The organism is Nocardia sp. NPDC046763 (genome assembly GCF_040645495.1).
Lineage (GTDB): Bacteria > Actinomycetota > Actinomycetes > Mycobacteriales > Mycobacteriaceae > Nocardia.
The window spans coordinates 77,322-97,100 of the sequence record NZ_JBEYYI010000019.1; the positions used below are offsets into that span (position 1 = coordinate 77,322).

Consider the following 19,779-nt stretch of genomic DNA (forward strand, 5'->3'; position numbering starts at 1 on the left):
CGATGACCACACCGGAGCAGCCCGAGGGTACGCAGGCGGTCGCGCGCACCGAGATGACCGTGGGACCGCACTGGCCCGCCCGGACCGAGCTGACCACGCGGCACGAACCGGCCGGCGACAGCGATGACGACGCGGGCACCCGGCCCGCCCAGCGCACCGAGCCGACGCCGCGGGCGGAATCCCCCGGCACGCAGCCGACCGTCGTGGAACCGGAAATCCCGGTGGCGCCGGGTGTTTCGAGCGCCGAGGGCGAGCCGCGCACCCCGACCAGGCCCTCCCAGCGCACCGCCCGCATGACCCGCCCGCGGCCCGTGGTGCGGCGGCTCGGGGCCGGACTGGTGCCGATCCCGGCGGTGGAGCCGGTGGATCCGGAAGCCGCCGTGCTCGACGATCCGGTGGTGGCCGAGGGGCGGAGGTTCTGCTGGCGGTGCGGCAAGCCGGTCGGACGGGCCACCCCGACCCGGGCGTCCACCACCGCGGGCACCTGCCAGACCTGCGGCGCGCCTTACGATTTCCGGCCCTCGCTGTATCCCGGCGACCGGGTGGCGGGCCAGTACGAGATCCAGGGCTGTATCGCACACGGCGGATTGGGCTGGATCTACCTGGCCGTCGACCGCAATGTGAGCGACCGCTGGGTGGTGCTCAAGGGCCTGTTGCACGCCGGTGACGCCGAGGCGCAGGCGGTCGCGCTGGCGGAGCGGCAGTTCCTGGCCGAGGTCGTGCACCCGAGCATCGTGAAGATCCACAACTTCGTGGAGCACCCGGGGCCGGACGGGACGCCGATCGGCTACATCGTCATGGAGTACGTGGGCGGGCGTTCGCTGCGCGATCTGCTCGATCACCATGCGCCCGACCGCATGCCGGTCGCCGAGGCCATCGCCTACCTGCTGGAAATCCTTCCCGCCCTGGACTATCTGCATTCGGTGGGGCTGGCCTACAACGATCTCAAGCCCGACAACATCATGATCACCACCGACCGGGTGGAGCTCATCGATCTGGGCGCGGTCACCCAGTTCGAAGCGTACGGAAACCTGTACGGCACCAGGGGATTCCAGGCGCCGGAGATCGCGCACACCGGGCCGACGGTGGCCTCCGACATCTACACCGTGGGCCGCACGCTGGCCGTGCTCACCCTGCACCTGCCGATGGAGCGCGGCGCCTACGTCGACGGCATCCCGGATCCGAAGGAGCAGCCGGTGCTGGCCCGGCACCCGTTCCTCCACCGGCTGCTGCTGCGCGCCACCCATCCGGACCCGGAGCGCCGCTTCCCCTCCGCACGACTGCTGGCCACCCAGCTCACCGGCGTGCTGCGGGAGATCCTGGCCGTCGAGACCGGCAACGAGCATCCGCAGCTGTCCACGCTGTTCAGCCCGCCGCGCACCAGTTTCGGCACCGGCGAGCTCATCGCGCAGACCGACGGCATCATCGACGGCATCGCTCGCGACATCCTGCTGCAGCCCGGCAACGTGGTGGCGGCGCTGCCGGTGCCCATCATCGATCCGGGCGACCCGTCCGCGCCGCTGCTGGCCGGGGCCGCGCATCCCGAACCCCGGCACTCCCTCGACGAGCTGCGGCACGCCCGCCAGCGCGCGGCGGCCGAACCCGGCGGCGCGCCGGAGACCTTCGAACTGGAGGTGACGCTGGCCGAGGCCCGCGCCCACCTGGACCTCGACGAGCCCGCGGCCGCCCGCATGCTGCTGGCCCGGCTCACCGACGAGCCGCTGCCGCCGGCCCCGGACTGGCGCATCGACTGGTACCTGGGCCTGACCGAACTGCTGGAACTCGAGTACGAGCGCGCTTTCGCCCGCTTCGACGCCGTGCTGGAGGCGCTGCCCGGCGAGATCGCACCCAGGCTGGCGCTCGCCGCCACCGCGGAACTCATTCTCCAGCACTGGGATTCGCCCGATCCCGAGGAGTGGCGGTCCTACGCCGAGAGCTACTACGCCACCGTGTGGCGCACCGATCGGGGCGTGGTGAGCGCGGCCTTCGGCCTGGCCCGCCAGCTGGCCGCGGCCGGGAACATCACCGCCGCAGTACACGCGCTGGATCAGGTGCCGCCCGCCTCACGGCATTACGCGGAGGCCCGGATGACGGCCATTCTGATGCTACTGACCTGCGCGCCCGCCGCGGAACTGGACGAGTCGACGCTGCAGGTGGCGGCGGCGCGGGTGCAGGATCTGCCGCCCGGCGAGGGACGCGCGGCCCAACTGCGAATTCTCACCCTGGGGATCGCGCTGGGCTGGGTGCAGGCCGGGAAGCATCCGAAATCGGTCAGCTCCACGCTGTTCGGGTCGCCGTTCACCGAGCGGGATCTGCGGCGCGGCATCGAGACCGGCCTGCGCGGCCTGGCCCGCTCCGCGCCCGAACGCACCCACCGATACGCGCTGGTGGATCTGGCCAACGCGGTGCGTGCCAAGTCCTGGTTCTGAGGAACCGGAGGAGTCCCGTGTCGCCCGCGGCGGTCACAGAGGCAGTCTGCGAACCACGGGACCGGCGAGGGAGTTTCGGCCCCTACCACGGCTGTGCGTGGTGCGACACGGGTTCCGGTGGACCGGGGGAACCGGATCCGGTGACCACCATGCCAGGCCCATCATGATGTTTTCGTGAAGTCCGAATCACCCTGAGGGTGCCGTGGCGTTATCGCCCTCAGGGTGCCATGGCATTCAGCCGACCAGATCGGCGGCGGCGCGGGCGATGGCGAGTTCCTCGTTGGTCGGGACCACCAGCACCGACACGTCCGAGTCGTCGGTCGAGATGCGCCGGGCCGTACGGTCTTTCGCGGTGTTCCGGTCGGCGTCGATACGAATCCCGTACCGCTCCAGTCCCGCCATCGACTCGGCACGCACCTTGGCGTCGTTCTCACCGACACCGGCGGTGAAGGTGATGGCGTCCACCTTCCCCAGCTCGATCAGGTACGCGCCGATGTAGCGGCGCAGCCGGTGGATGTAGACGTCGAACGCCAATTTCGCGGTCGGATGGCCGGTTTCGATGAGGCGGCCGAGCTCCCGGAAGTCATTGACGCCGGAGATGCCCTTGATGCCGGAGTTCCGGTTGAGCAGGGCGTCCACATCGTTCACATCCATGTCCGCCGTGCGGATGAGGTGGAAGATGATCCCCGGATCCAGGTCCCCGGACCGGGTTCCCATGACCAGGCCCTCCAGCGGGGTCAGGCCCATGGAGGTGTCCACCGCCTGCCCGGCCCGAATGGCCGAGGCCGACGCACCGTTGCCGAGGTGCAGCACGATCTGGTCGAGTTCGGTTCGGTCCTTCCCGAGGAAGGCCGCGACCTGGCCGGACACGTAATCGTGCGAGGTGCCGTGGAAACCGTACTTGCGAACACCGTGCGCCGCAGCGATTTCCGCATCGATGGCGTAGGTCTTCGCCGCAGCGGGCAGATTGTGGAAGAAGGCGGTGTCGAACACCGCGACCTGCGGCACGTCCGGCAGCAGCGCGCGAGCCGATTCGATACCGATGACATTGGGCGGATTGTGCAGCGGCGCAAGGGAGGACAGGTCGACGATGGCCTGCACCACCGCGTCGGTGATGAGCGTCGGCTCGTAGAAGACCTCACCGCCGTGCACCACCCGGTGCCCGACCGCGGCCAGATCCGCGTGCGCCAGATCCTGGCCGCTCGCGCTGAACAGATCGAACGCCACGCGCAGGCCCTGCGCGTGATCGGCGATGGGGCCCTGATACTCGAGAGTCTTCTCGCCCGAGGTGTGTTCGACGGTCACCGCGTTCGACTCGACCGCCTCGCCGATGCGCTGCACCACACCGTGCGCGCACACATCGGTGGTTGCCGGATCGAGCAGCTGATATTTGATGGACGAGGATCCGGAATTGATCACCAGAACCTTCATCACGCCTCCTGCTGAGCCTGAATCGCGGTGATCGCGACGGTGTTCACGATGTCCGCGACCAGCGCGCCCCGCGACAGATCATTGACCGGCTTGCGCAAACCCTGCAGCACCGGGCCGATGGCGACGGCCCCGGCGCTGCGCTGCACCGCTTTGTAGGTGTTGTTGCCGGTATTGAGGTCCGGGAAGATGAAGACCGTCGCCTGGCCCGCCACTTCGGAATTCGGCAGCTTGGTCTTGGCCACCGTGGGCTCGATCGCGGCGTCGTATTGAATCGGCCCCTCCACCAGCAGTTCCGGCGCCCGCTCGTGCACCAGCTTGGTGGCGGCGCGCACCTTGTCGACGTCCGCGCCGGAGCCCGACTCGCCCGTGGAGTAGGAGAGCATGGCCACGCGCGGATCGATGCCGAACTGGACGGCGGTGCGGGCGGAGGAGATGGCGATATCGGCCAGCTGGTCGGAGGTCGGATCCGGCACCACGGCGCAGTCGCCGTACACCAGCACCCGGTCGGCCAGGCACATGAGGAAGACGCTGGACACCGTGGACACGCCCGGCTCGGTCTTGATGATCTCGAAGGACGGGCGGATGGTGTGCGCGGTGGTGTGCGCCGCGCCCGACACCAATGCGTCCGCGACGCCCATGTGCACCATCATGGTGCCGAAATACGAGATGTCGCTCATGAATTCGCGGGCGCGGTCCACCGTCATGCCCCTGTGGGCACGCAGGCGGGTGTACTCTTCCGCGAATTCGTCGCGCAGCGGGCAGGTCTTGGGATCGAGCACCTCGGCGGTCTCGATGTCCACGCCGAGCTCGGCGGCGCGGCCCCGCACCGACGCCTCGTCGCCGAGGATGGTGAGGTCGGCGATCTTGCGCTGCAGCACCCGGCCGGCCGCGCGCAGAATGCGATCGTCATCGCCCTCGGGCAGCACGATGCGCTTGCGGTCGTTGCGGGCGCGGTCGATGAGCTGGTACTCGAACATCTGCGGGGTGACGATGTTCGGGATGGGAATCTCGATCTGCCGCAGCAGTTCCCGCGGATCGACCCGCTGCTCCATGAGGGCCAGCGCGGTGTCCACCTTGCGGATGCTGGACAGCGAGACGCGGCCGCGGGTGAGCGCGGTGGCCTTGGCGGTCTCGAAGGTACCGAGGTCGGTGGCGAGGATGGGCAGTTTGGGTTTGAGGCCCGCCATCAGCCGCGCGATGGACGGCTCGGGCAGCATGCCGCCGTTCATGATGATGCCGGCCAGCGACGGAAAGCCCTCCGCCTCATGGGCGTTCACCAGCGCGAGCAGCACGTCGGAGCGGTCACCGGGGGTGATGACGGCGGCGCCGTCGGTGAGACGTTCCAGAATGTGCTCGGCGGTCATGCCGCCGACGATCACCTCGAGCGCCTCGCGCTGCATGAGTTCCGGGTCGCCGCTGTAGAGTTCGCCGCCGATGGCCTCGCGCAGCTCCTCCATGGTGGGCGCCTGCAGCAGCGGCACCTCGGGCAGCGCCCAGGACGGGACCGCGCAGGCCTGCTTCAGGGCTGCGGCGTCGGCTTCCAGCTGCCCGGGCTCGCACCGGTTGGCGATCACCGCTACCAGCTTGGCGTGCTCGGCCACCAGCTCGGCGCGGCACAGCTCCACCAGCTGGCCCAATTCCTCAGGGGTGCGGCCCATTCCGCGCACCACCAGTAGTACGGGCGCGCCGAGGTTCACCGCGATGCGGGCGTTGTAGCGCAGTTCGCTGGGGCTGGCGACATCGGTGTAGTCCGAGCCGACGATGAGCACGGCGTCGCACTGCTTGGCGACCGCGTGGTACCGCATGACGATCTCGCTGATCGCCGCGTCCGGATCCTCGTGCACCTGTTCGTAGGTGACGCCGATGGCCTGGTCGTAGTCGACATCGGAGGTGGAGTGCTCGAGCAGCAGCTCGAGAATGTAGTCGCGCCCGATCGCGGACCTGGTGATCGGCCGGAACACGCCCACGCGCGGCGTGGTCGCCGCGAGGGCCTGCAGGACACCGAGCGCCACCGTCGACTTGCCGGTGTCGCCCTCGGGGGACGCGATGTACACACTGGAAACCGGTGTGGCAGCCATGGGCGAAAGCCTACCGACCGTTTTGGGCTGATTTCCGCGCCTACCCGGTTACCCGGCCGCGAACAGTCGGGGACGGACTTCCGCAAGGGTCGCCCGTCCCCGGCCGCCACTCGATCCGGTGTGGCGTGAACCGGCTCAGAGGGCGCGCAGGCGGGGCGCCAGATCGCGCTGGAACAGATCCAGGAACCGGCGCTGATCGTGACCGGGCGCATGGAAGACCAGGTGGTTCAGGCCCGCATCCACATAAGGCTTGATCTGCTCGACCGCCTGATCCGGATCGCTGGCCACGATCCAGCGCTTGGCGATCTGCTCGATCGGCAGCGCGTCGGCGGCCGCCTCCATCTCGATGGGATCGGTGATGGAGTGCTTCTGCTCCGCGGTCAGCGAGAGCGGGGCCCAGAAGCGAGTGTTCTCCAGTGCCAGAACGGGATCGGTGTCATAGGAGATCTTGATCTCGATCATGCGGTCGATGTCGCCGACGGAGCGGCCGGCCTTGGCGGCGCCCTCCGCGACGGCGGGCATCAGCTTCTCGGTGTAGAGATCCATGCCCTTGCCGGAGGTGCAGATGAAACCGTCACCGGCGCGGCCGGCATACCTGGCCACCAGCGGGCCGCCCGCGGCGATGTAGACCGGGATGCCACCCTTGGGCACGTCGTAGATCGAGGCGCCGACGGTCTTGTAGTACTGGCCGTCGAAGTCCACCCGCTCGCCCGTCCACAGCGCGCGCATCAGGTCCACCGACTCGCGCAGCCGCGCGAAACGCTCTTTGAACTCCGGCCATTCGCCCTGGAAGCCGGTGGCGATCTCGTTCAACGCCTCACCCGAGCCGACGCCGAGCATGATGCGATCCGGGTACAGGCAGCCCATGGTGGCAAAGGCCTGCGCGATGACCGCGGGGTTGTAGCGGAAGGTCGGGGTCAGCACCGAGGTGCCGAGCTGAATGCGCTTGGTGCGCTCGCCCACCGCGGCCAGGAAGGCCAGCGAGAACGGGGCATGCCCGCCATTGTGCCGCCACGGCTGGAAATGGTCGGAGACGGTGGCGCTGTCGAGGCCGTGCGCCTCCGCCTCCACCGCGAGCTCCACCAGTTCGCGCGGGCCGAACTGTTCCGCGGACGCCTTGTAACCGAGCTTGAGGTCTTTCACCTGGGCACTCCTGTCGCCTTGCTGCGCTCGTGCTGTGCGGGCCAACCTCCCGCACGACCGCCGCGACACCGGGCATCGCGAACGGTCTTACCTCGCACGATAGGTCAGCGGTGAAACGCGGTGCGGCAGGGGTCACACCCAAGGGATCGAACCCCGGGTAGGCGGACGGTATTCCGGGGATGAAACCGGTCGGACGGTCATCTAGAGCAGGAATATATGAGCGTTCGGTCCCGGGATAGCGGAGAATGTGCGCGTGACCAACTCGAGCGCTGAACCGATCCTCTCCTTTCTGACCGACATGGACGGCGTCCTCGTGCACGAGAATCACATGGTGCCCGGGGCCGATCAGTTCCTCGCCGAACTGCGTGACAACGACATTCCGTTCCTGGTGCTCACCAATAATTCGATCTACACCGCGCGCGATCTGCAGGCCCGGCTCGAGCACACCGGCCTCGATATTCCGGCCGAATCCATCTGGACCTCCGCGCTGGCCACCGCGACCTTCCTCAAGGACCAGCGGCCCGACGGCACCGCCTACGTGGTCGGCGAATCCGGCCTCACCACCGCGCTGCACGAAATCGGTTACGTCCTCACCGATTCCGACCCGGACTACGTGGTGCTCGGCGAAACCCGCACCTACTCTTTCGAAGCCATCACCACCGCCATCCGGCTCATCGCCGCGGGCGCGCGCTTCATCGCCACCAACCCCGACGCCACCGGACCCTCCCGCGAGGGCATCCTCCCGGCCACCGGCTCGGTCGCGGCCCTCATCACGCAGGCCACCGGCAAGAAGCCGTACTACGTGGGCAAGCCCAACCCGCTGATGATGCGTTCGGCGCTGCGCCGCCTCGGCGCGCACTCGCAGTCCACCGTCATGATCGGCGACCGGATGGACACCGACGTCATCGCGGGCCTGGAGGCGGGCATGCGGACCATCCTGGTCACCACCGGCATCTCCACTCCGGCCCTGGTCGAGCAGTTCCCGTACCGCCCGACCACCATCCTGCCCTCGGTGGCCGCCCTGGTCGGCAAGACCAAGGACCCGTTCGCGCTGTGATCAGGCCACGCCCGTCGCGTCGCCCTCGAGCGCATCGAGGGCGGCCGACAGGGTCGTCAGCGCGTCCACGATGTGGGTGAGCTGTTCGATACCCAGGTGCGCGACAAGCCGTTTCGCCATGGCCGCGTGCTGCGGGTCGATCCGCCGCACCGCGTCGTGACCCGCCTCGGTAATGGCCACCAGCTTCGCGCGCCGGTGCGCCGGATTGGGGCGGTATTCCACGAATCCCTTGTCCGCCAGCACATCCGCGATGCGCTGCACACTCTGGCGGGTGATACCCATTTCGCGGGCGATACCGGCCACGGGAAGCGGTTCGTGCAGAATCGCGCCGAGCACCTGCCACCACGCGACCGTGATCCCGGACGGTTTGGCCAATTCCTCTGCGATCGAGAGGAATTGGCCGTTCAGCTTGAACGACGTGACGGCCGCGGCCCCGAACAGCTGCTGCGCGGTGCGCGTCATTGCACGGCCGCCGCGCGCTGCTGCTCGTACTCGAACAAAGCGTAGAAGCCTGCGGGATCATTGTTTCCGTACAGCTGGTACCAGGACTCCAGCACCTGCGGCTCGTAGATGCCGAGGCGCGCGAAGATCTCACGGGCGAAATCGACCGGTCGGGTGCCGGTCGCGGTGATCAGGTCACCGTCGGTGACGGCGGTCGCCTGAACGTAGTGCTCGCCGCCCGAATATCCGGAGTAGGCAAGATATCCCGCGTCATTGCTGGTGTGCGACCGATCGTCGAGCAGCCCCTCCTGCGCCAGCCCGAAGGTCGCGCCGCAGATCGCCGCCACCGGCACCCCGGCCGCCAGAAACTCCCGGGCCTTGCGCGCGAAGGCCGCCAGCGTCTCGGGATGCTGCCCGGTTTCGAGTCCCGGCAGGATCAGCATCGCGCTGTCGGCGGGCTTCAGATCATCGAGAACGAGATCGGGCAGGACCCGCATGCCGCCCATCGACGTGATCGGCTCGGCGCCGAGGGCGACCGTCTTCACCTGCCAGGTTCCCGGCTCGCGGTGCCAGAGTTCGCGATTGATGTGCGCGGTCGCATGCCCGGCCTCCCAGTCCGAGAAGGTGTCGTACACGGCCATGTGAACTGTTTTCATCATGACAGCATGCTGTCATGTTTGACAGCATGCTGTCAAACATGACGCTCGGCGGCTTCCCCCCGGACCCCGTCCACCCCTGAACGCGAAAAGGGCCGGAACCCACCGGGTTCCGGCCCTTTCGAATACTCGTCGGATCAGCTCAGCGCCTGGTCCAGATCATTGAGGAGGTCCTCCACATCCTCGAGCCCGATGGAGATGCGGAGCACGCCATCGGTAATCCCCACGGCCGCACGGCCTTCCGGGCCCATCGCCCGGTGGGTGGTGGTGGCCGGATGCGTGATCAGCGTCTTCGCATCGCCGAGGTTGTTGGAGATGTCGACGATGCGCAGGCGGTTGAGCACCTCGAAAGCCCGCTTCTTGGCCTCGTTCTCCCGGGCCTTCAGCTCGAAGGTGATCACCGTGCCGCCGCCGGACATCTGACGCTTGGCCAGCTCGTACTGCGGGTGCGAGGACAGGAACGGGTACTTCACCCAAGCCACCGCGGGATGGGTCTCCAGGAACCCGGCGATCTTCAGCGCGGAGTCCACCGACTGGCGCAGGCGCAGTGGCATGGTCTCCAGGCCCTTGAGCAGGGTCCACGCATTGAAGGGGCTCAGCGCCGGACCGGTGTGACGCATCAGGTTCTTCACCGGGCCGTCGATGTAGTCCCGCGGTCCGAGGATCGCGCCGCCGAGTACCCGGCCCTGGCCGTCGATGTGCTTGGTGCCCGAGTACACGGTGATGTCCGCGCCCAGGTCGAAGCCGCGCTGCAGCAGCGGGGTGGCGAAGACGTTGTCCAGCACCACCTTCGCGCCCGCGGCGTGCGCGAGATCGGAGACCGCGCGCACATCGGTGAGGGTCTGCATGGGGTTGGAGGGGGTCTCGAAGAAGACGGCCCGGGTCGGCACCGACAGCGCCTGCTCCCACTGGTCCAGGTCCTCGCCGTCGACGAAGACGGTCTCCACGCCCCAGCGCGGCAGGATCTCGTTGGCCACTACGAAGCAGGAGCCGAACAGGCTGCGGGCCGCCACCAGTCGGTCACCCGCCGAGAGCAACGCGCCCAGGGCGGTGAAGACCGCGGACATGCCGGAGGCGGTCGCGAAACAGGCTTCCGCGCCGTCGATCAGGCGCAGCCGCTCCTCGAACATGGCGACCGTCGGGTTGCCGTAGCGGGAGTAGACGAAGTGCTCGATATCGCCGGTGAAGGACGCCTCGGCCGCCTCGGCGCTCTCGTAGACGAAACCCGAATTGAGGAACAGCGCCTCGGAGGTCTCGTCGAAGCCGGAGCGCCGGGTGCCGCCGCGCACGGCCTGCGTGGCGGGGCCGACGCCCTCGGGGAGCGGTTTGTCGAAGGAACCACCGGTGATCATGACTGCCTCCCTGCGATCCGGCCGGACACGAAACTCATGACTGACGCCAGGGCAGGCCGTCGGCGCGCCAGCCGGTGCCGCCGCGATGCCCCTGACCGTCGAGCGCACCCTCGAAGCCGTCGACCACATTGAAGGACGGGGCGATGCCGAGGGTGGTGGCGGCGGTGGCCGCGCCGATGGAGCGTTGGCCGGAGCGGCAGATGAAGATGACCGGAGCGGCCGAGTCCTGCCCGCGATCGCCGAGCGCCTGCTTCAGCTGGTCGGTGAAGCGGGTATTGGGCGTGCCGGAGACGTCCACCCACTCGATCAGCGCGGTCGGCCGGCCGATGCCGCTGGTATCGGGCACCCCGACGAACCGCCACTCGGCCTCGGTGCGCACGTCCACCAGCACCGCATCGGGGTTGTCGCGCAACAGTTCCCACGCCTGCTTCGGCGTGATGTCACCCGCGTAGCTCACTTGTACCTCCTGTGAATCCGCACTTGCCGCACCGCTGTCCGATGCGAGGCCAGGTCGTCACCCGGAGCACCCCACCGCGGAGGAGGGTTGCCGACCAGCCAGCCGGGGCTTGACGCTGGTACTCATGACCTGAGACGAGACTGCCGAAAAAACGGCCCCACTGTCAAACCCCGGCCGAGACTTCGGCCGTTGTCACGAATTGCAGACCAACCAGCGGGAATTCTCCCGGGTGAAGTGCCAGGTCGAGGTGGATTGAGCGCCGGAGACGGTGAAAGTGACCTGCGCCGTGGCCTTCTCGCCGTCGACGGCCGGGTCGGAGAGCTTGTCGAACGTGATGGTCCCCCCGGTCGCAGCCGCGATCTTCAGCGGCGAGGCGTTCTCGTCGAATCCCTTGCAGGACAAGGCCGGATCGTACTTGCCGGTCTCGCTACGGGACTTGATGAAGTTGCCCGCCGCCACCGAAAGCCGATCGGAATCTGTGACATTCTTCTCAACCGGCGAGACCAGCGTCGCGATCACGATGCCCAGGATCACGACCGCGATGACGCCCGCCGCGACCAGGAACGGCCACATGCTCCGGGCCTCGTTCTGGTCGATCGGAACCGATGTCTCCTCGACTGTCTCCTCGGCGTCGCTCATGGGTAGATCATGCCTGGTCGCCGCCGTCCGCCTGCCACGGCATTCCCATACTCAGGGCCTCGGCATTCCCACAGTTCACGGCCCTGCGCGCGAAGGGCCTCGTGCGCCATCGATAGAATCAGCAGAATTTCCGCCCCAGGCGCGGGAATAGCAAGACTACGCAGCAACGCTGCAGCGTCGGGGGCCAACGGCGGTCACCGAAGCCAGGGCGTCAACTTAGCCTAAGCTAAGAACGACGGCTGAGTTTTGACGACAAGTTAGCTTCGACCCAAAGGGTGCGCGGAAGAATGACCGAACAGAGTGCAGCGACCCGCCCGCTACGCATTGCGATCGTGGGCGCAGGCCCGGCAGGTATTTACGCCGCCGATGCCTTGATGAAGTCCGATGCCCCCACCGGTTTCGACGGGGTGAGCATCGACCTCTACGAACGCATGCCCGCACCCTTCGGCCTCATCCGCTACGGCGTCGCGCCCGACCACCCGCGCATCAAGGGCATCATCACCGCCCTGCACAAGGTCCTCGACAAGCCGCAGGTCCGCCTGCTCGGCAATATCGACTACGGCGTCGACATCACCCTCGAGGACCTGCGTCAGTTCTATGACGCGGTCATCTTCTCCACCGGCGCCAACGCCGACCGCGCCCTCGAGGTGGCCGGCATCGACCTCGACGGCTCCTACGGCGCCGCCGACTTCGTGTCCTGGTACGACGGCCACCCGGACGTGCCGCGCACCTGGCCGCTGGACGCGGAGAAGGTCGCCGTCCTCGGTGTCGGCAACGTCGCCCTCGACGTGGCCCGCGTGCTCGCCAAGACCGGCGACGAACTGCTGCCCACCGAGATCCCGCCGAACGTCTACGAAGGCCTGCAGGACAACAAGGCCCTCGAGGTCCACGTCTTCGGCCGCCGCGGACCCGCGCAGGCCAAGTTCACCCCGCTCGAACTGCGCGAACTCGACCACTCCCCGACCATCGAGGTCATCGTCGACCCCGAGGACATCGACTACGACGAGGGCTCCGAGGCCGCGCGCCGCCACTCCAAGCAGGTCGACATGATCTGCAATACGTTGGAGCAGTGGGCCATCCGCGACGTCGGCGACCGCCCGCACAAGCTGTTCCTGCACTTCTTCGAGAACCCGTCCGAGATCCTCGGCGCGGACGGCAAGGTCGTGGGCCTGCGCACCGAGCGCACCCAGCTCGACGGCACCGGAAACTGCAAGGGCACCGGCGAATTCAAGGACTGGGACATCCAGGCCGTGTACCGCGCGGTCGGCTACCTGTCGCAGAACATCCCGCTGCTGCCCTTCGACGACCAGGCCGGCACCGTGCCCAACGAGGCCGGTCGCGTGCTCGTCGACGAGGATGCCGACGGCGGGGCTCGCTACATGCCCGCTACCTACGTGACCGGCTGGATCAAGCGCGGCCCGGTCGGCCTCATCGGCCACACCAAGGGCGACGCCAACGAGACCATCGCCTGCCTGCTCGACGACGCCGCGAACTTCACCCCGGCCGCGAAGCCGGAGCTGGACGCGGTCACCGAATTCCTCGAGGGCAAGGGCATCCCGTTCACCACCTGGGCCGGCTGGTACCGCCTCGACGCGCACGAGCGCGCCCTGGGCGAGCCGCAGGGCCGCGAGCGGGTCAAGGTCGTCGAGCGCGACGAGATGCTCGCCGCCTCCGAACCCGACAAGGTTTCCTGACCGGCTCCGGGCAAGATGTCCTGACCAGCGCCAATCCGCCTGCCGGACAAGGTTGTCCACACATGTCACCGTTCTGAGGCATGCTGATCACGTGTTCGATGCCCATCTCCACATCTTCGATCCGCGGTTCCCGCTGGTCGAGAACGAGGGCTACCTGCCCGACCCGTACACCATCGCCGCTTATCGCAAGCGCATGTCCCGCTTCGATATCGACGGTGGCGCCGTGGTCAGCGGGTCGTTCCAGGGCACCGATCAGAGCTATCTGCTGGCCGCCCTCGCCGAACTCGGCGAGGGCTGGGTCGGCGTCACCAATCTGCACGTGGACGCCACCGACGCGGAGATCCTCGAGCTGAACCGGGCCGGGGTGCGGGCCATCCGGTTCAACCTCAAGCGCGCGGGCGGCGACATCGTCGGGCTCACCATGCTGGCGCTGCGGGCCTACGAACTGGCCGGCTGGCATGTGGAGCTCTACATCGACGGTTCCATGCTGGGTTCGCTGGAACCGGTCATCACCAAGCTGCCCAAGCTGTCCATCGACCACCTGGGCATGTCCGACGACTGCCTGCCCTACCTGCTCAACCTGGTCGACCGCGGGGCCAAGGTGAAGGCCTCCGGCTTCGGGCGGGTGGCGATGAATGTGGGCTCGGCCCTGCGCAAGATCCACAACGTCAACCCCGAGGCCCTCATGTTCGGCACCGACCTGCCGGGCACCCGGGCCGGACGGCCGTTCCGCGACGCGGATATCGCGCTGATCGCCGACGCCGTGGGCTCCGATCTGCACCGGGTGCTCGGAGACAATGCCCGCGCGTTCTACGGGCTGCCCGCCAAGGAACGCCTCTTCGAGAACCCGAACCCGACCATGCGCCGGGCCGCGGGCGAACCGCCCACCCTGCGCCTGCCGCGCTCGGAGCTCCCCGGACCCCCGCCCCCGGATACCCTGCCGCTGCCGATCATCGATCGCTAGCGCAATGGGCCACCCGCGCAGGGCCGCGGCGACTTCGCGTTATTGTCATACCGTCAACACCGGCGTGTGAGCCGGTGCGCAGGATTCGACGACGAACCGAGGTAGGGCGTGAGCACTCCATCCACCGCCGAACAGGGCCCGCTCGCGGGCATCCGGGTTGTTGAACTGGCCGGCATCGGCCCCGGTCCGCACGCGGCACTGCTGCTCGCCGACCTCGGCGCCGACGTGGTGCGGGTGCAGCGGCCCGGCATGCTGCCCGGCTTCATGGAGCGTCCGCAGTGGCGTGGGCGCACCATCGTCGAGGCGAACCTGAAGGATCCCGCCGACATCGAGCAGGTGCTCGGGCTCATCGAGAAGGCCGACGTGCTGCTCGAGGGCTTCCGGCCCGGCGTCACCGAGCGCATGGGACTGGGCCCCGACGCGGCGCTGGAACGCAATCCGCGCCTGATCTACGGCCGCATGACCGGCTGGGGCCAGTACGGCCCGATGGCCGACCGCGCCGGACACGACATCAACTACATCTCGCTCACCGGTGTGCTGAATGCCATCGGCCGCAAGGGCGAACGCCCCGTGCCGCCGCTGAACATGGTCGGCGACTTCGGTGGCGGTTCCATGTTCCTGGTCTTCGGCATCCTGGCCGCGCTGGTGGAACGTCAGAACTCCGGCAAGGGCCAGGTCATCGACGCCGCCATGATCGATGGCGCACTCGCTCTCTCCCACATGATCTGGGGCATGAGGGGCGTGGGCCTGTGGTCCGATGAGCGCGGCACCAACCTGCTCGACACCGGCATGGCCTTCTACGACACCTACGAGACCTCCGACGGCAAGTACATGGCCGTGGGCTGTATCGAGCCCCAGTTCTACGCGGAACTGCTGCAGGGCCTGGAGATCTCGCCCGAGGGCCTGCCCAACCAGCTCGACCCCAACGGCCAGGACCAGCTGCGCAAGCTGTTCACCGAGAGGTTCAAGACCAAGACCCGCGACGAGTGGTGGGCGATCTTCGAGCACACCGACGCCTGCACCACCCCGGTCCTGACTTTCACCGAGGCCGAACAGAATCCGCACATCCAGGCCCGCACCGGCCTGATCGACATCGACGGCGTCGTGCAGCACGCCCCGGCCCCGCGCTTCTCGCGCACGCCGGCGGGCATCCCGACCCCGCCGCCGAACGAGGGCACCCCGATCGAAACGGTCTGGGCGGACTGACCTTCCGCGCACGGCCGAACGCCCCCGGTGGAATTCCACAGGGGGCGTTGACTTTTCCGATGCGGCGGGTAGCTCCCGGAATTACGGGGCGACGAGCTGGATGTCGAGCTCGATGGCGATCTTGTCGCTCAGCATGGCGTTGGGCATGCCCGGGGCGACGTCGAAGTCGCTGCGCTTGATGGTGCCGGAGGCGGTGAAGCCGGCGTGCTCCTTGTTGTCCTGCGGGAAGACCTGCACGCCACCCCACTCGACCTCGAGGGTGACGGGCTTGGTGATGCCGCCGATGGTGGCCTCACCGGTGACCTCGAACTCCTCGCTGAGGGCGACGGGCTCGGGAACGCGGAAGGTCAGGTGCGGGCGGTTGGCGACATCGAGGATGTCGGCGGTGCGGACGTGGCCGTCGCGCATCTCGTTGCCGGTGTCGAAGGAGTCGAAGTAGATGGTGGCCTCGATGGCGGCCTCGCCGGCCTCGTTGACCACGAAGCCGGTCTCGAAGCGGTTGAAGCGGCCGCGGACCTTGGAGATGCCCAGGTGCTTCACGGTGAAGTTGACCGAGGAGTGGGCGGCGTCCAGGGTCCAGGAGCCGGGGGCGAGGGTGGTCTGCTCGGAAGTCGTCATGTCGACCAGATTAAGTGGACTCCGGTCCGCTTATCCACACCGTGGTTATCCGGGGACTGCCAGGGCGCGGATAACGGAACCAGGACCAGGCAGTATGGAAGGGTGTCCCGTTCCGAATTCGCCGAGTTCCTGATCGCCCGCCGCGCGCAATTGCAGCCCGAGGACGTCGGACTGCCCGCCGGCCGGCGGCGGCGCACACCCGGCCTGCGCCGCGAGGAGGTGGCCGCGCTCGCCGGTGTCAGCGCAGACTACCTTGCCCGCCTGGAACAGGGGCGCGACACCAACCCCTCCACCGCCGTGCTGGTGGCCCTCGCGGAAGCCTTGCGGCTCAACGAGATCGAGAAACACCACTTCGGCAAGCTGGCCCTCGGACTGGAACAGAAGGCCCCCTGCCCCGTATCCGGGCAGGCCCTGGAACAGGTCTCCGAGACCATTCAGGCGGTCATCGACGCCCTGCAGCCGACGCCCGCGCTGGTGCTCGGCCGCTGGCTGAACCTGCTCGCCGGAAACCCCTCCTTCCGCGCCTTCGCCGAACCCCTCGGCGTGTTCGACGCGGCGGCGCACGGCAACTTCGCCATCTACATCTTCGCCCATCCGGCCGCCCAGCAGACCTTCCTGAACTGGTCCGACGCCGCCGATATGGCCACCTCGTCCCTGCGCGCCGCCGCCACCCGGTTCCCCGACGACCCGTCGGTCGAGGCCGTCGTCACCACCCTGAGCCGCTACCCGGAGTTCGAGCGACGCTGGCGCGAGCACCGGCTCACCGATTTCCGATCCCTCGTGCTGAAGATTCAGCACCCCACGCGGGGTGCGGTCGAGGTGGAGGTCGAGACCCTGGATCCGGCCGCCGACCAGACCATCATGGTCTGGCTGGTCGACCGCCGTCAGGCCCGCACCCCCGGATTACGGCTGGTCAACGAATAAAAGCCGCAGGTTCCGGGGGTTTCGTTCCCGCTGCCGGGGCGGGTCGGGCCATCTACAGTTGAGCCATGGCTCGGAATTGGCCGATGGTCGAGCGGGTGAGAGAACTCGAATCGATCAGGTCGGCACTCACCGGTGACGAGTTCGTCGGGGCGGTACTCACCGGTGACGCGGGGGTCGGCAAGACCACGCTGGCGCGGCAGGCCACCGCCGCCGTCGGCGGCAACATCCGCTGGGTCGCGGGTACCGAATCCGCCCGCAGCATTCCGCTCGGGGTCTTCGCGCACATGGTGGGGGTGTACACCGCGCACGATCCGGTGACCTTCATGGCGGCCGCGCGCGAGGCGCTGCTCGCCGACGGGCACACCATCATCGGCGTCGACGACGCGCATCTGCTCGACCAGCTCTCGGCCACCCTGCTGCTGCAGCTGGCCATCGACAAGGCCGCCCACATCGTGTGCACCGTACGCAGCGGGGTGCAGGTGCCCGACGCGGTGACCTCGCTGTGGAAGGAAGGGCATCTGGTGCGCATCGACCTGAAGCCGTTCACCCAGCGGCAGAGCGTGGAACTGGTGGAATCCATGCTGGGCGGACAGCTGGAGGGCTTCACCGCCAATCTGATGTGGGAATCCTCCGGCGGCAACGCGCTTTTCCTGCGGCACCTGGTCGAGGGCGCGCTGGAGGCCGGGACACTGCGGCAGGTCAGCGGGGTGTGGCAGCTGCGCGGGCGCGCGGCCGTCACCTCGGAATTGGCTGCGCTGCTGGAGGATCGGGTCGAGCAGCTGCCCGAGTCGGTCCTGCGGGTGCTGGAACTGCTCACCTTCTGCGAGCCCATCGACCTGGACGTGCTCTCCGAACTCGCGGGCGAGGAAGCGGTGGAATCCGCCGAATCACGCGGTCTCATCAGGATTGTCGAGAACAGCCATCAGCTGCTGGTGCGCTACAACCATCCGCTGTTCGGTGAGGTGATCCGGCGGCGGCTGGGCATCGCGTCGGCGCGGCGGCTGCGCGGGCGGCTGTACTCCTCGCTCCGGGACCGGCCCATCAACTCCGCGTCCGAGCGCATCCGATTGGCCGAATTGGCCTTGGACAGCGACAAATCCGCGGATCTCGAGCTGTTCCAGGCGGCGGCCGCGGATGCCATCGCACTGGCGAATCTCCCACTGGGAGAACGCTTCGCGCGCGCGGCGGTGGAACGCCAGGGCGGCGTGGAGGCCGCCGATCTGCTGGCTCGCGCGCTGCTGTGGCAGGGGCATCGCATCGAGGCCGAGCGCACGCTGGCCGGATTCGATCCGGACCAGATGAACGAGGTGCAGCTGGCGCGCTGGGGCAGCACCCGGGTGTCGAATCTGCTGTGGTCCATGGGCGATGCCGACCGCGCCGATACGGTGCTGGAATCGGTGCGCAATCGGGTCACCCATCCGAAAATCATTGCGACACTGGACGGTCTGGCCTCTGCGTGCGCGGTCAACGAGAACCGGATCGACGATGCGTTCGCCCTCGCCGAACCGGTCATGTCCGCCCCGGACGCGCCACCGTGGGCGGTGTACTGGGCGGCCTTCGGCGGCGGACTCGCCCTCGCGCTCATGGGACGCGGTGAAGCCGCCCGGCAGTACGCGGCCCGCTCGCACGCCGTGGAGTCGCACATCGACGGATTGAACCGATTCATCTCCACGCACGCGGAAGTGCTGGCCCTGACCTTCATCGGCGAGTTGGAAGCCGCGCGCCGATGCGCCAATACGCCCTACCCGTTCTCCTCCCCCGGCCAATATCTGGCCTGGGGCATGGCCAAGATCCTGCAGGGCACCGTGGATGTGGCGCAGGGCCGATTCCCGCAGGGTATCGACAACCTCGAACAGGCGCTCGCCGCACTCACCGCCGAGGGCGCCGCGGCCTGGATGTTCCCCGCGCAGCTGCGACTGGCCGAGGCGTATTCGGCGCTCGGGCGGCCCATCGAAGCCGCGGAAGCCATTGCGGCGGCGACCCTCCGGGGCGGGCGGCACAGCGCCGTCTACGAACCGTTGCTCGAGCTCGCAAGGGCCATGCAGGCCGCCGCCGAGGGCACCGCGACCCCGGCCGTACGGCTCGCCCTCGGGGCCGCGGATCTGGCCGCGCGCACCCATCAGCACGCCATCGAGGCCATGGCATTGCACACCGCGGCCCGCTTCGGCGATCACTCGGTGGCCGGCCGGCTGGCGGATCTGGCGTCCCGCATCGACGGGCGGCTGGTACAGGTGCAGGCCCGGCACGCGGTGGCGGTGGCCACCCACGACGGGCCCGGATTGGACGCCGCCGCAGCGGAATTCGAGTCGATCGGGGCGTTGCTGTCGGCGGCGGACGCGGCGGCGCAGGCCGCCTCCGCGCACGAGCGGGCGGGTGACCGGCGGCGCTTGCTGGAATCCGCGGCCACCGCCAATCGGATGGCGGCCGCCTGCGGCGGGGCCTCGACCCCGGCGCTACGGCAATCCGCGCAGCCGCTGCCGCTGACCGCGCGCGAACGGGAGATCGCGAATCTGGTGGCGGCCGGGCTGTCCAACCGGCAGATCGCGGACCGGCTGACGGTCTCGGTGCGGACGGTGGAGGGGCACCTGTACCGGGCGTGCATCAAGCTCGATGTCACCGATCGGGAGGCGCTGGCGGATTTGATGCGCGGCGGGACACCTTCGGGCAAGTCCGTGAACTGACCCGATCCG

General features: G+C 68.5%; 16 protein-coding genes and 1 riboswitch. Of the genes, 7 read left to right on the top strand and 9 right to left on the bottom strand.

The genetic code is table 11. The annotated features are described in order from the left end of the window. Positions 1-2 precede the first annotated feature (2 nt). Positions 3-2,429 carry a tetratricopeptide repeat protein gene (locus ABZ909_RS27790; protein WP_357004932.1) on the top strand — a complete coding sequence of 809 codons (2,427 nt, stop codon included), beginning with the start codon at positions 3-5 and terminating at the stop codon, positions 2,427-2,429. A 234-nt stretch (positions 2,430-2,663) separates the two neighbouring features. Here ABZ909_RS27790 and ABZ909_RS27795 read toward each other — a convergent pair whose 3' ends face one another. The 3 genes from ABZ909_RS27795 to fgd all read right to left on the bottom strand — a co-directional run bounded on the left by ABZ909_RS27795 (position 2,664) and on the right by fgd (position 7,081). After that, positions 2,664-3,860 (bottom strand): acetate kinase, encoded by a 1,197-nt coding sequence (locus tag ABZ909_RS27795; protein ID WP_357004935.1) that lies wholly within the window; start codon positions 3,858-3,860, stop codon positions 2,664-2,666. After that, a complete protein-coding gene (pta, locus tag ABZ909_RS27800) occupies positions 3,860-5,938 on the bottom strand; it encodes a phosphate acetyltransferase (protein WP_357004937.1) in 2,079 nt (692 codons plus the stop codon). Before pta ends, ABZ909_RS27795 begins: the two co-directional genes overlap by 1 nt. A gap of 135 nt (positions 5,939-6,073) precedes the next feature. Further along, positions 6,074-7,081 (bottom strand): glucose-6-phosphate dehydrogenase (coenzyme-F420), encoded by a 1,008-nt coding sequence (gene fgd, locus ABZ909_RS27805; protein WP_357004941.1) that lies wholly within the window; start codon positions 7,079-7,081, stop codon positions 6,074-6,076. A 298-nt stretch (positions 7,082-7,379) separates the two neighbouring features. On the opposite strand from fgd, the gene ABZ909_RS27810 reads away from it, so the two are divergent. Beyond that, a complete protein-coding gene (locus ABZ909_RS27810) occupies positions 7,380-8,138 on the top strand; it encodes an HAD-IIA family hydrolase (protein ID WP_357005151.1) in 759 nt (252 codons plus the stop codon). Here the strand turns inward: ABZ909_RS27810 and ABZ909_RS27815 are convergent, their stop codons facing one another. The 5 genes from ABZ909_RS27815 to ABZ909_RS27835 all read right to left on the bottom strand — a co-directional run bounded on the left by ABZ909_RS27815 (position 8,139) and on the right by ABZ909_RS27835 (position 11,683). Then, the gene (locus ABZ909_RS27815) at positions 8,139-8,600 is read right to left on the bottom strand and encodes a MarR family transcriptional regulator (RefSeq protein ID WP_357004944.1); all 462 of its coding nucleotides are present in this window, start codon (positions 8,598-8,600) and stop codon (positions 8,139-8,141) included. Beyond that, entirely contained in the window at positions 8,597-9,238 is a 642-nt protein-coding gene (locus tag ABZ909_RS27820; protein ID WP_357004947.1) for a type 1 glutamine amidotransferase family protein, read from the bottom strand. The genes ABZ909_RS27815 and ABZ909_RS27820 overlap by 4 nt, the downstream gene beginning before the upstream one ends. A 134-nt stretch (positions 9,239-9,372) precedes the next feature. Continuing rightward, a complete protein-coding gene (locus ABZ909_RS27825; protein ID WP_357004950.1) occupies positions 9,373-10,587 on the bottom strand; it encodes an O-succinylhomoserine sulfhydrylase in 1,215 nt (404 codons plus the stop codon). A 34-nt stretch (positions 10,588-10,621) separates the two neighbouring features. Continuing rightward, on the bottom strand, positions 10,622-11,044 hold the full coding sequence (locus tag ABZ909_RS27830) for a rhodanese-like domain-containing protein (RefSeq protein WP_357004953.1): 423 nt from the start codon (positions 11,042-11,044) through the stop codon (positions 10,622-10,624). Positions 11,045-11,058: 14 nt separating this feature from the next. Beyond that, positions 11,059-11,174: riboswitch (SAM riboswitch) on the bottom strand. 62 nt (positions 11,175-11,236) lie between these two features. After that, on the bottom strand, positions 11,237-11,683 hold the full coding sequence (locus ABZ909_RS27835) for a hypothetical protein (protein WP_357004956.1): 447 nt from the start codon (positions 11,681-11,683) through the stop codon (positions 11,237-11,239). Positions 11,684-11,970: 287 nt separating this feature from the next. Here ABZ909_RS27835 and ABZ909_RS27840 point away from each other — a divergent pair, with 287 nt between their 5' ends. The 3 genes from ABZ909_RS27840 to ABZ909_RS27850 all read left to right on the top strand — a co-directional run bounded on the left by ABZ909_RS27840 (position 11,971) and on the right by ABZ909_RS27850 (position 15,547). Continuing rightward, positions 11,971-13,377 (top strand): FAD-dependent oxidoreductase, encoded by a 1,407-nt coding sequence (locus tag ABZ909_RS27840; RefSeq protein ID WP_357004959.1) that lies wholly within the window; start codon positions 11,971-11,973, stop codon positions 13,375-13,377. Positions 13,378-13,468: 91 nt separating this feature from the next. Further along, positions 13,469-14,341 (top strand): amidohydrolase family protein, encoded by an 873-nt coding sequence (locus tag ABZ909_RS27845; RefSeq protein WP_357004962.1) that lies wholly within the window; start codon positions 13,469-13,471, stop codon positions 14,339-14,341. Positions 14,342-14,449: 108 nt separating this feature from the next. Beyond that, on the top strand, positions 14,450-15,547 hold the full coding sequence (locus ABZ909_RS27850) for a CaiB/BaiF CoA-transferase family protein (protein WP_357004964.1): 1,098 nt from the start codon (positions 14,450-14,452) through the stop codon (positions 15,545-15,547). Between the two features lie 81 nt (positions 15,548-15,628). Here the strand turns inward: ABZ909_RS27850 and ABZ909_RS27855 are convergent, their stop codons facing one another. Continuing rightward, positions 15,629-16,165, bottom strand: coding sequence for a YceI family protein (locus ABZ909_RS27855; RefSeq protein ID WP_357004967.1), 537 nt, complete (start codon positions 16,163-16,165; stop codon positions 15,629-15,631). 102 nt (positions 16,166-16,267) lie between these two features. Between ABZ909_RS27855 and ABZ909_RS27860 the strand changes: the two genes are divergently transcribed. Both ABZ909_RS27860 and ABZ909_RS27865 read left to right on the top strand, forming a co-directional pair. Then, positions 16,268-17,089: a helix-turn-helix transcriptional regulator gene (locus tag ABZ909_RS27860; RefSeq protein ID WP_357004970.1), complete on the top strand. Its 822-nt coding sequence runs from the start codon at positions 16,268-16,270 to the stop codon at positions 17,087-17,089. Positions 17,090-17,154: 65 nt separating this feature from the next. After that, positions 17,155-19,770: a LuxR C-terminal-related transcriptional regulator gene (locus tag ABZ909_RS27865; protein ID WP_357004973.1), complete on the top strand. Its 2,616-nt coding sequence runs from the start codon at positions 17,155-17,157 to the stop codon at positions 19,768-19,770. Positions 19,771-19,779: the final 9 nt, after the last annotated feature.

Excerpts from the sequence above, each read along its gene's own strand:
- ABZ909_RS27865 (WP_357004973.1), top strand. The coding sequence starts at position 17,155 with ATGGCTCGGAATTGGCCGATGGTCGAGCGGGTGAGAGAACTCGAATCG.
- ABZ909_RS27795 (WP_357004935.1), bottom strand. The coding sequence starts at position 3,860 with ATGAAGGTTCTGGTGATCAATTCCGGATCCTCGTCCATCAAATATCAG.
- ABZ909_RS27855 (WP_357004967.1), bottom strand. The coding sequence starts at position 16,165 with ATGACGACTTCCGAGCAGACCACCCTCGCCCCCGGCTCCTGGACCCTG.
- ABZ909_RS27820 (WP_357004947.1), bottom strand. The coding sequence starts at position 9,238 with ATGATGAAAACAGTTCACATGGCCGTGTACGACACCTTCTCGGACTGG.
- ABZ909_RS27815 (WP_357004944.1), bottom strand. The coding sequence starts at position 8,600 with ATGACGCGCACCGCGCAGCAGCTGTTCGGGGCCGCGGCCGTCACGTCG.
- ABZ909_RS27790 (WP_357004932.1), top strand. The coding sequence starts at position 3 with ATGACCACACCGGAGCAGCCCGAGGGTACGCAGGCGGTCGCGCGCACC.
- pta (WP_357004937.1), bottom strand. The coding sequence starts at position 5,938 with ATGGCTGCCACACCGGTTTCCAGTGTGTACATCGCGTCCCCCGAGGGC.
- ABZ909_RS27825 (WP_357004950.1), bottom strand. The coding sequence starts at position 10,587 with ATGATCACCGGTGGTTCCTTCGACAAACCGCTCCCCGAGGGCGTCGGC.
- ABZ909_RS27840 (WP_357004959.1), top strand. The coding sequence starts at position 11,971 with ATGACCGAACAGAGTGCAGCGACCCGCCCGCTACGCATTGCGATCGTG.
- ABZ909_RS27835 (WP_357004956.1), bottom strand. The coding sequence starts at position 11,683 with ATGAGCGACGCCGAGGAGACAGTCGAGGAGACATCGGTTCCGATCGAC.
- ABZ909_RS27810 (WP_357005151.1), top strand. The coding sequence starts at position 7,380 with ATGGACGGCGTCCTCGTGCACGAGAATCACATGGTGCCCGGGGCCGAT.